This is a genomic window from Ruegeria sp. CG3 (assembly GCF_056537205.1).
On record NZ_JBQFRC010000001.1, the window covers coordinates 413,205 to 423,372 of the forward strand.

At 60.1% G+C, this 10,168-nt stretch carries 11 protein-coding genes; 8 read left to right on the top strand and 3 right to left on the bottom strand.

All coding sequences use genetic code 11. The features are described 5' to 3' along the window. Positions 1-192: 192 nt before the first annotated feature. From ACR0NB_RS02030 to ACR0NB_RS02050, 5 genes are all read left to right on the top strand, one after another. Positions 193-942 carry an alpha/beta fold hydrolase gene (locus tag ACR0NB_RS02030; protein WP_170581183.1) on the top strand — a complete coding sequence of 250 codons (750 nt, stop codon included), beginning with the start codon at positions 193-195 and terminating at the stop codon, positions 940-942. Continuing rightward, positions 942-1,934, top strand: a complete 993-nt coding sequence (locus ACR0NB_RS02035) for an alpha/beta hydrolase (RefSeq protein ID WP_480774807.1) — start codon at positions 942-944, stop codon at positions 1,932-1,934. The genes ACR0NB_RS02030 and ACR0NB_RS02035 overlap by 1 nt, the downstream gene beginning before the upstream one ends. After that, entirely contained in the window at positions 1,934-2,359 is a 426-nt protein-coding gene (locus tag ACR0NB_RS02040; RefSeq protein WP_170390722.1) for a VOC family protein, read from the top strand. The genes ACR0NB_RS02035 and ACR0NB_RS02040 overlap by 1 nt, the downstream gene beginning before the upstream one ends. A gap of 2 nt (positions 2,360-2,361) precedes the next feature. Then, complete coding sequence (locus ACR0NB_RS02045) at positions 2,362-2,994, top strand: hypothetical protein (protein ID WP_480774808.1); 633 nt, start codon at positions 2,362-2,364, stop codon at positions 2,992-2,994. An 84-nt stretch (positions 2,995-3,078) separates the two neighbouring features. Beyond that, complete coding sequence (locus ACR0NB_RS02050) at positions 3,079-3,789, top strand: alpha/beta fold hydrolase (protein ID WP_170358510.1); 711 nt, start codon at positions 3,079-3,081, stop codon at positions 3,787-3,789. Here ACR0NB_RS02050 and ACR0NB_RS02055 read toward each other — a convergent pair. Together ACR0NB_RS02055 and phaZ are read right to left on the bottom strand one after the other, a co-directional pair. Beyond that, positions 3,786-4,370: a DUF6151 family protein gene (locus ACR0NB_RS02055; RefSeq protein ID WP_480774809.1), complete on the bottom strand. Its 585-nt coding sequence runs from the start codon at positions 4,368-4,370 to the stop codon at positions 3,786-3,788. The genes ACR0NB_RS02050 and ACR0NB_RS02055 overlap by 4 nt on opposite strands. Further along, entirely contained in the window at positions 4,370-5,641 is a 1,272-nt protein-coding gene (phaZ, locus tag ACR0NB_RS02060) for a polyhydroxyalkanoate depolymerase (RefSeq protein WP_170337826.1), read from the bottom strand. The genes ACR0NB_RS02055 and phaZ overlap by 1 nt, the downstream gene beginning before the upstream one ends. 111 nt (positions 5,642-5,752) lie before the next feature. On the opposite strand from phaZ, the gene ACR0NB_RS02065 reads away from it, so the two are divergent. The 3 genes from ACR0NB_RS02065 (at position 5,753) to phaR (ending at position 8,822) form a co-directional block, all read left to right on the top strand. After that, positions 5,753-7,555 (top strand): PHA/PHB synthase family protein, encoded by a 1,803-nt coding sequence (locus tag ACR0NB_RS02065; protein WP_480774810.1) that lies wholly within the window; start codon positions 5,753-5,755, stop codon positions 7,553-7,555. A 129-nt stretch (positions 7,556-7,684) separates the two neighbouring features. Beyond that, entirely contained in the window at positions 7,685-8,131 is a 447-nt protein-coding gene (locus ACR0NB_RS02070) for a phasin, PhaP (protein ID WP_170338288.1), read from the top strand. Between the two features lie 136 nt (positions 8,132-8,267). Further along, a complete protein-coding gene (gene phaR, locus ACR0NB_RS02075) occupies positions 8,268-8,822 on the top strand; it encodes a polyhydroxyalkanoate synthesis repressor PhaR (protein WP_170337829.1) in 555 nt (184 codons plus the stop codon). Positions 8,823-8,870: 48 nt separating this feature from the next. Here the strand turns inward: phaR and ACR0NB_RS02080 are convergent, their stop codons facing one another. Then, a complete protein-coding gene (locus ACR0NB_RS02080) occupies positions 8,871-10,085 on the bottom strand; it encodes a DegT/DnrJ/EryC1/StrS family aminotransferase (RefSeq protein WP_480774811.1) in 1,215 nt (404 codons plus the stop codon). Positions 10,086-10,168: the final 83 nt, after the last annotated feature.

Consider the following 10,168-nt stretch of genomic DNA (forward strand, 5'->3'; position numbering starts at 1 on the left):
CCCACTGAACGCCCGGTTGCGGGTTATGGTGTCGGGTCCGTTTGGCAGGTGGTGGTGGCTGTGTCAAGCGTTGGCGGGCAGAGGGCTCTGCTCCAAGCGTGCCGCGGGATATCTGCCGCCAGATGACGGAGGGGCGGGAATTGCACTTGGGCGCGGCGCGTGCATGATGCTGGAAAAGCATGTGAGGATTTCATGGCAGCAACGACATTTCTGGAAACGCCGCAGGGGCGGCGGCTGGCCTATCACAAGAGCGAAGGGGCGGGTCCCACGGTCGTTTTCTTGGGTGGCCTCAAGTCGGACATGGAGGGCACCAAGGCGGTGCATCTCGAGGACTGGGCGCGGGCACGTGGGCAGGCCTATCTGCGGTTCGACTATTCCGGGCATGGGGAAAGCTCCGGCCGGTTCGAGGAGGGGTGCATCGGGGATTGGCATGAGGACACGGTTGCGGCGGTTTCAGCGCTGACCGAAGGGCCGCTGATCGTGGTGGGTTCGTCCATGGGCGGGTGGCAGGCGCTGTTGCTGGCGCGGGCCATGCCCGAGCGGATCGCCGGCATGGTCACGATTGCGGCAGCGCCGGATTTCACCGAGGACGGCTATTGGGCCTCGTTCAGCGACGAACAGAAACAGGCGCTGGAGACGGTCGGGCATGTTGAACTGCCCTCGGACTACATGGAGCCCTACATCATCACCAAGCGGATGATCGAGGATGGGCGGACGCGGCTGGTGTTGCGGTCGCCCTTGAACCTGCCGTTTCCGGTGCGGTTCCTGCAAGGCACGGCGGATACGGCGGTTTCCACCGAGACGGCGGTACGGCTGCTCGACCATGCCAGCGGTCCGGACATGCGGCTGTTGTTGGTCAAGGATGCCGACCACCGGTTCTCGGACGGGCCGTGTCTGGGGCTGATCGAAGATGCGGTTCGCGACGTGATGGGGGGCAACTGATGCGGCGGCTGGGGCGGTTTCTCGGGCGGGCCTTGCTGGCGTTGGTGGTGGTCGGCGGGATGATCTACTGGTTGGGCCCGCGCGAAGAGGTGGATCTGCACCCGCGGTTCGATCCGCGCAAGTTCGGCGAGGGGATTCAGGTCTATTTCGAAAGCATCGAGTCCGCCTATGACGATATCGTGCCGGGTGTCGAAAAGCGGGTGATCTGGCGGGACGGATTCAAGGAACGGCGCACACCCTATTCTGTGCTTTATGTGCACGGGTTCTCGGCCTCGTCCGAGGAAATCCGCCCGGTGCCCGACAGGATCGCCGACGCGCTCGGGGCCAATCTGGTCTATACGCGCCTGCAGGGGCACGGGCGCGACGGGCTGGCAATGGCCGAAGGCACGGCCTCGGGCTGGATGCGGGACATGGCCGAAGGCCTGGCCGCCGCCCGCGCCGTGGGCGACAAGGTCATCGTGGTCTCGACCTCGACCGGGGGGACCCTGGCGGCAGCCGCGGCGCTGGACCCCGAACTGAGCAAGGACGTGGTCGCGATGGTGTTCATCTCGCCCAATTTCGGGGTGCAGGCGGCCGGATCCTGGATCCCGTCGCTGCCGTGGGCGCGCAGCTGGCTGCCGTTGCTGATGGGCGAAACCCGCGACGTGTCGGGCCCTGATCCGGAAAAGAATCTGTACTGGTCGTCCTCTTATCCGTGGGAGGCGGTGGTTCCGATGTCAGTGCTGGTCGATACCGTCTACGAGCTGGATTTTTCAGGCGCACTGGTGCCGGCTCTGTTCTGGTTCTCGGATGACGATCAGGTGGTTCGGCCCGACCTGACTCACAAAGTTGCAGAAGACTGGGGGGCACCTGCGACCGTTCAGACCGTAACTATGGGGTCGGGTGACGACCCGCAATCGCACGTCATTGCCGGACGGCTGATGTCGCCGGGGCAGACCGATGCGACGGTGGCAGGTATTCTGCAATGGCTGAACGGTTTTGGGGTGGAGTGATGGAGCAACGCGTCAGCCTGATCACGATCGGGGCCGAAGATCCCGAAGCCGCAGCCCGCTTTTACGAGGCGCTGGGCTGGCGCCGCACCGACAGCCCGGACGGGGTGATCGTTTTTGACCTGATCGGCCAGACGCTGGGTCTGTACCCATTGACCGCGCTGGCCGAAGAAATCGGGGTTGGCGTTGAAACCCTGGGTCGCGGCGCGATGACGATCAGCCACAATTGCCGATCCAAGGAGGGTGTCGCCGAACTATTGCAAGCTGCCGAGGCAGCGGGGGCCAAAATCCTGAAACCAGCCTCAGACGTGTTCTGGGGCGGGCACCATGGGTACTTTCGGGCACCGGATGGCACGATCTGGGAAGTTGCTTTCAACCCGTACTCGGCCCTCGCGCCGGATGGGGCCTTTCGTTGGAACGGGTACTGAATATGCGCAGACCGGGCAGCATTTGGAGCCTCGAGACCCTGGGCCGCGTGCGCCTGTCGCGCCATTTCTTCATGCGCGATTTCCTGTATTCCGAGATCGGGAACTTTCACGAAAAACAGAACCTGCCGGACAACCCGGATCTGGCCGTCGAAACCGGCCGTGCGTTTTGCGAAACCCTGCTGGACCCGTTGGAGGAAACATTCGGGCGTGTTGCCGTCCGGTCTGGATACCGGTCACCCGCGCTGAACCGGTTTGGAAACGAGAACAAGTTGAACTGCGCCCGCAACGATCATCCACTTGAATGCCACATCTGGGATCGCGGCACAGGCGAGGCGCGAATTGCCGGAGCCTCGATCGTGATCCCATGGTTTGCCGACCGTTACGCACAAGGCAGGGACTGGCGCGATCTGGCCTGGTGGATGCACGATCATCTGGATTATTCCGAGATCTGGTTCTTTCCCAAACTCTGCGCCTTCAATCTGGTGTGGCGGCCCACCCCGTTGCGCCGGATCGACAGCTACATTGCGCCGCGGGGCAGTCTGCTAAGGGCCGGTGCCGATCCGGATGAGACCCTGCGTGAACGCCGTCGGCGCTATGCGGACTTTCCCGAATTTCGCGCAATCCGCTATCCTTAAAGTTTTTCTTGCCCGTCTGCGCCGAAACTCTCATCCTGATCAACAAAACGGCCGAGCCGATCGGCCAGTACAAGGAGGCCCTGCGTGATCGAGCCGCTGGTCTTGTTGCCAGGATTGATGTGCGATGCACGGCTGTTTCAGCCACAGACAACCCGGCTGTCTCAGACCAGGCCGGTAATGGTCGCGCCGATCGGCGGCGGTGATCGGATCGAAGAGATTGCCTCGGCGCTTTTGGACCAGTTGCCGCACCGCTTTGCGTTGGCTGGTCTGAGCATGGGGGGCATTGTTGCGTTGGAACTGGTGCGCCGCGCCCCGGAACGCGTGACCCGCCTTTGCCTCATGGCGACGGATGCGCAGGCCGATACCCCCCAGATCGCCGCTGACCGCGAAGAGCTGATCGTTGCGGCACAGGCTGGCCGTCTTGAGGATGTCATGCGCAAGGTTCTGGGTTCGGACACGCTGGCCCCCGGACCGCAGCGGATCCCGATATTGAACGACATGCTGGAAATGGCGCTGGAGCTGGGACCGGAACTGTTCGTGCGCCAAATGCGCGCTCTGCAGCGCCGCCCGGATCAGCAGGGCACATTGCGGCGAATAAAGGTGCCGACATTGGTTCTGTGCGGGGCACACGACACTCTGACGCCGGTCAGAAAACACAGTTTCATGGCCGAGTTGATCCCCGGTGCAGCCTTGCATGTGGTGGACATGGCGGGGCATCTTCCGACGCTTGAAGCGCCGGGTGAAACCACCGACGCGCTGTCCGACTGGTTGAACATACCCGTGCGGGCTTTCTAGTCGTACAGCGCCTTGCGTTCTTCAAGGCTGATGACATGCGGAGCCACGACCGGATCGCCGGTTACGACGTCGAAGAACGGAGTTTGCTTCCAACGACCGGAAAGGCGCGCCGCAATGACTCTGCGGATCATGCCGAGAACAGCAGGAGCCACATTCTCGTGCTTCCATTTGCCATTCGCCTGCGGGACATGGGCGCGGGTCTTCGCAGGCCCGAGAGGGGATGGATCGGAAAACCTGGCGACATCAAATCCGGCAAAGGGGAATTTCATGCTGCTGGTGGTGGTCGCCAACGGCGCGTTGCAGCATTTGGCGTACCATCGAAACAGACCTTTGGGTCCCAGCCGCATCACGGCCAGGTTCTCGGCGCCTTTGGTGATGCGGATATATTCGGGCGACATCTGAAAAATGTCTACCGGCCCCGGTGCGGGGTCAGGTTGACCGAAATACAGCTGTCCGGCGCGGCAATCTGGGCAGAAACAGACGACATGGGTGCCACTGGACACCCCTTTGGCCGTGATCTCGCCGCTAAGCTCACCGCAGTTGCAGGCGAACGGAAGGGCAGGCGCCGGGTCTGCGGACATCAAGCAACCTTGTTGCTGTTGGCCGCGCGGCGGCGCGGTTTGCGGCTGTTTTCGTTCATGAAGTCTATGACCAGCGGGCGGATATTGTCACGCCAACTGCGTCCGGCGAAGATACCGTAATGGCCCGCGCCGGGTTCGACATGGCTGGCCTTCTTGCTGTCGGGCAGGCCGGTGCACAAGTCCAGCGCCGCGATACACTGACCGGGGGCCGAGATGTCGTCATTGGCGCCTTCGACCGTCTTGACCGCCACATCCGTGATTTTGCCGATGTCGACTTTGTGGCCAGCCACGATGAACTCATTCCGGGCGATCTCACGGTTCTTGAACACCCGCTCGACCGTCGAGAGGTAGAACTCTGCCGTCATGTCCATCACGGCCAGATATTCATCGTAGAAACGGTTGTGGGCGTCATGATCCGACGCCTCACCCCGCATGACGCGCTGGATCTGGTCGGAGAACGCCTTGCCATGGCGCTCGGCATTCATCGACATGAAGGATGCCAATTGAAGAAGCCCGGGATAAACCATGCGTCCCACGCCCTTGTATTTGAAGCCCACCCGCTGGATCATCGTTTCCTCAAGCTGGCCCATGGTCACCCGGCGGCCGAAATCGGTGACTTCGGTCGGGGTTGCGTCAGGGTCAACCGGGCCACCGATCAGCGTCAGCGTGCTGGGCTGCGCCTTGGGGTCGGTTTCGGCAAGGTACGCCGTCGCCGCAAGGGTCAGGGGCGCGGGCTGGCAGACAGCGACGACATGCGTGTCCGGCCCCAGCTCCTTCATGAAATCGACAAGGTACAGGGTGTAGTCCTCGACATCGAACTTGCCTTCGGACACGGGGATGTCGCGCGCGTTATGCCAATCGGTCACATAGACTTCGCAATTGACCAGCAGGCTCTTGACGGTCGAGCGCAGCAGGGTGGCGTAGTGTCCGGACATCGGCGCAACCAACAGCACCTTGCGCGGTTGCTCTTTGCGGCCATTCACGCGAAAGTGGACCAGATCGCCAAACGGGCGTTCAAGCACGGAGGTGACATCCACCAGATGATCTTTGCCGTCTTCGCAGGTAAACGTTCGGATACCCCAATCGGGTTTCACGACCATGCGTTGAAACGTGCGTTCGGTTACTTCGCCCCACGCGGCCATCCAGTTGAATGCCGGATTGGGGATCATGGAAAACTGGGGGTAGGACGCCATCGCGCTTGCGGTTGCACCAAGCCATTGGTTGGTGTTGCGCATGGTTTCCATCAGGTCGTAGGTCATCATGTAACGCACGGGAATGGCCTCCTAAATGTCAGCCTGAGAGTTCGGACCATTCGTCGCTTTGCCCCCCGGTGCCCACGACGATATTCTGCACAGCAGCGAGGTTAGGGGGGATTTGTTAAAATGACAACAAGTGAAGGCCACATGCCCGACTTAAGTGACGAACACGTTGAACGCCTTAAGGAAAACATGCTGAAAGTCGAAGATCTGTCCAAGCGGCTGATCGAGGTGATGGCGTCGAAAAAAGCTCATACTCCCGCGCTGGACGGCCCGAATCAGGAACTTTTTGCAAGAGCAGCAACAGCTTATTGGGCCGAGGCCCTGCAAAATCCGGCCAAGTTGTTGGAACAACAGCTGGAATACTGGGGCAAGTCCGTCCTGAATTTTGCTGCGGCGCAGCAGGCCCTGATGGCGGGTGAAGGAGAAGCGGACGAGGCTCCGAGCAAGGATAAACGTTTCTCGAACCCGCTGTGGGATACGAACCCCTATTTCCGTCTCGTCCGACAGCAATACCTGACCAATGCCGAAGCCATCGCGAACGCGGTGGAGTCGGTCGAGGACTTGGACGCCAAGGACAAGCGGCGGCTGAAATACTTCTCGCAGCAGATTGTCGACATGATGTCGCCGACGAATTTCCTGCCGACCAACCCCGACGCTCTGCAGAAGGCGATAGAAACCGATGGCCAGTCGCTGATCCAGGGGCTGGAGAATCTTGTTGCCGATCTCGAAGCCAATGATGGCGAGCTGATCGTCAAGCTGGCGGATGAAAACGCGTTCAAGGTGGGCGGCAACCTGGCCACAACACCCGGAGAAGTCGTCTATCGAAATCGGATGATGGAACTGATCCAGTACAGTCCTGCGACTGAGACGGTTTATGAAACCCCCGTCGTTCTGTTCCCGCCCTGGATCAACAAGTTCTACATCCTGGATCTGAAGGCACAGAACAGCCTGATCAAGTGGATCACCGATCAGGGCTATACCTTGTTCGTCGTCAGCTGGGTCAATCCGGATGCCAGCTATGCCGAAACGGGAATGGAAGACTACGTTCAGGACGGATTCCTGACGGCGGTCGAAGAGGCCAAGAAGATCTGCAAGGTCAAACAAGTCAATGCGGTCGGGTACTGCATTGCCGGAACGACCTTGAGCCTCACTCTGTCGCTTTTGAAGCAGCGCGGTGACAAGTCGATCAAATCCGCCACGTTCTTTACGGCGCTGACCGATTTTTCGGATCAGGGCGAGTTTACCCCCTTCCTGCAGAATGATTTCATCGACGGGATCGAGGAAGAGGTGAACAAGGAAGGTGTGCTGCGGTCATGGATCATGGCGCGCACGATGTCGTTCCTTCGGTCTCGCGACCTGGTCTATGGACCGGCGATCCGCAGCTACATGCTGGGCGAGACGCCACCCGCCTTTGACCTGTTGTACTGGAATGGGGACGGCGCGAACCTGCCCGCGAAAATGGCTGTGCAGTATTTACGTGGCTTGTGTCAGCGCAACGAGTTCGCCTCGGACGGGTTCGAATTGATGGGCCACAAGCTGCATGTTCGCGACGTGGATGTGCCGTTGATGGCGATCACCTGCGAGACGGACCATATCGCCGCTTGGAAAGACTGCTATCGCGGCGTGCAGAAAATGGGGTCGCGCAGCAAAACCTTCATCGTTTCGGAATCGGGACATATTGCAGGCATCGTCAATCCGCCTAGCAAAAAGAAATACGGTCACTATACCAACACCGATCTCAAGGCGGATGCCGACACCTGGATGAAAGAGGCAAGCTTCCACGAAGGCTCGTGGTGGCCCCGCTGGGAGGCTTGGTTGAAGAAGCGGTCTGGCAAGCAGGTTCCGGCACGCGAACCGGGTGATTCGAGCCACCCACCGTTGGCTCCGGCGCCGGGAACCTATGTAGTCGTCAAACCAAAGTCTTGATTTCACATTGAAACTAAAAAATTCTGCGTCGCAGCAAAAAAAACTTGAAATGCTGCGCCGCAGCAATCATATTGTCCTCAAGCTGATGAAACCCGGGGTGGGCCCGGACCGGCTGAAAGGATTAGGACAATGGCAAAGACCCAAGACTTTACCGCGATCATGAAAGACATGATGGGCGCGTTCCCGGTGGACACCTCCGCCGTTGAAAATGCATTCAAATCGACCGCTTCGCTGAACGAAAAGCTGTCGGGCGTTGCTCTGGAAGCTGCCGAGAAATCGGCTGAAATCTCGAACAAGTGGACCAAGGAAACTCTGGCCAAGCTGAGCGAGATGTCGAAAGCCAAAGCAGAGCCGGCCGACTACGCCAAAGCAGCAACCGATTTCGCCAGCGCTTCGGCTGAAGTTGCTGCCGAGAACCTGGCTGCTTTCGCTGAAATCGCCAAGAAAGTTCAGTCGGAAACTGTCGAGCTGCTGATGGCTGCTGGCAAAGAAGCTGCGGAAGAAACCACCGCGGCCGTCAAGAAAGCCACCAACGAAGTGACCGCTGCTGCCAAGAAAGCAACGGCTGCCAAGTAAGCAAGATCCGCGAAACGCACCCATCCCTCCCAAATTGGTGCAATCGCTAAGGGCAGGTCCATTGACCTGCCCTTTCTTTTTGTTCTGCAGTCGCATAACCTCTGCTGCAACGCATCATCCTTGGGGAGGGTAAACGGTGTCGGACAAAGATAAACCTCTGCTGATCAAGCGGTATGCCAGCCGTCGGCTGTATAACACCGAGACCAGCGACTACGTCACGCTTGAGGACATCGCTGGGTTCATCCGTGACGGGCGCGAGGTTCAGATCATCGACCTGAAAACCGGCGACGACCTGACACGACAGTATCTACTTCAAATCATTGCCGAACATGAAAGCCGGGGTGAGAACGTCCTGCCTGTGAACGTTCTGAATGACCTGGTGCGCAGCTACATGGTGCCGGGCGGGGGCATGATGCCTCAATTCCTGCAATCCAGCTTTGAGATGCTGCGCGAAAGCCAGGCCAAGATGATGGAAAACATGAGTGCGATGAACCCCATGAGCAGCATGCCCGGGTTCGAAGCAATGCAGGCGCAGCAGCAGGCGTTCCTGAAGGCCATGACAGGCGGGCTGTCGGGCAATTGGTCCGGGCCGGACAAGGACGAAGAAGGCAAGTCCGAGTCCAAAGAAGACCTGGACGACATCAAGAAACAACTGGCTGAATTGCAGCAGAAGCTTTCCAAGCTCAGCTGATACCAGATAGGCCCGGACAATCCGGGCCTTTTCTTTCTGGCGTTGGGGTCAGGTGCCGAAGGCCACTTCGGGCGCGGTAACCTCGCCGACCGAGGCCAGGATGATGTCAGCGATTACATCCAGTTCCGCACGGGTCAGGCGCACCGGCAGGCGCACGTCACAGGCCGACATCAGCATTGCTCGTGTTCGAGGCAGCTCGACCTGCTCTGGCAGAAACTGCCAGTTCCAGAAGGCGCGGGCGTTGTCCTCGCTCAGACCAAAGACCTGCACCTTGACGCCGCGGCCCTCGGCGGCAGCGGCAAATGCCTTGATCTGGTCTTTGTCCAGGTCGACCAGGTTGAACTGGATCGAGTCCGGCGCACGCCGTTCCGGTGTCAGCGGGTCGGGTACGTGGACGTGCGGTGAGCTGTTCAGGCGCTGCGCGACATAATCGTGGTTGGCCAGCCCGTCCCGCACCCGCCGCGCCAGTTCAGGCAGTTGCGGGCGGACCACCGCGGCGCTGAGATTGCTCATACGTAGATTGTAAAGCGGCAGCTTGTTCTGCCAGCGGGCAAAGGCTTGCTCCAGATCAGGCGTATTCTGGCCGTGCGGGCCTTTGTGCTTCTTCCAATTGTGCTCATAGGCGCCCGACATGATCACGGCGCGGGCGACCAGGTCGGCGTCGTCGGTGACAAGGATGCCCCCTTCGCCCGCGTTGATCATCTTGTAGGACTGGAACGAGAAACAGCCCACCTTGCCGATGGTGCCGATATTGCGGCCATGCCAGGTGGTGCCCAGCGAATGGGCCGCGTCCTCGATCACCGGGATGTCGCGCGCGTCGCACAACGCCATGATCGCGTCCATGTCCGAGGTATGGCCGCGCATGTGGCTGATGATCACCGCTTGAACGTCGTCGAGCTTGGCCGCGAAATCGTCGATGTCGATGCGGTAATTGTCGCCCACCTCGCACAGGACCGGAACGCAGTCGGCATGCACCACCGACGAGGGCACCGCCGCAAAGGTAAAGCCCGGGATCAGCACCCGCGCGTCCCGCGGCAGCCCCAGCGCCTTGAGCGACAGGAACAGAGCCGCCGAACAGGACGACACCGCCAGCGCGTATTTGCTGCCCAGCAACTCGGCGAACTCTGCCTCAAGCAAAGCGACCGGCGCGTCCTGCGGCGCGGTATAGCGGAACAGGTCCCCGGATTGCATCAGGGACTCGATCGCGTCTTTGGCAGCGGCAGGGATGGGTTCGGCGTCATGGACGTTGGGTGGCAGCGTCATATTTGATAATCCCAAATTCTATGTTTGGAAAAGATAAAATGAAAAGCTGAGCAAACCAAGCCTTCATTCGCCTGCTGGGCGAA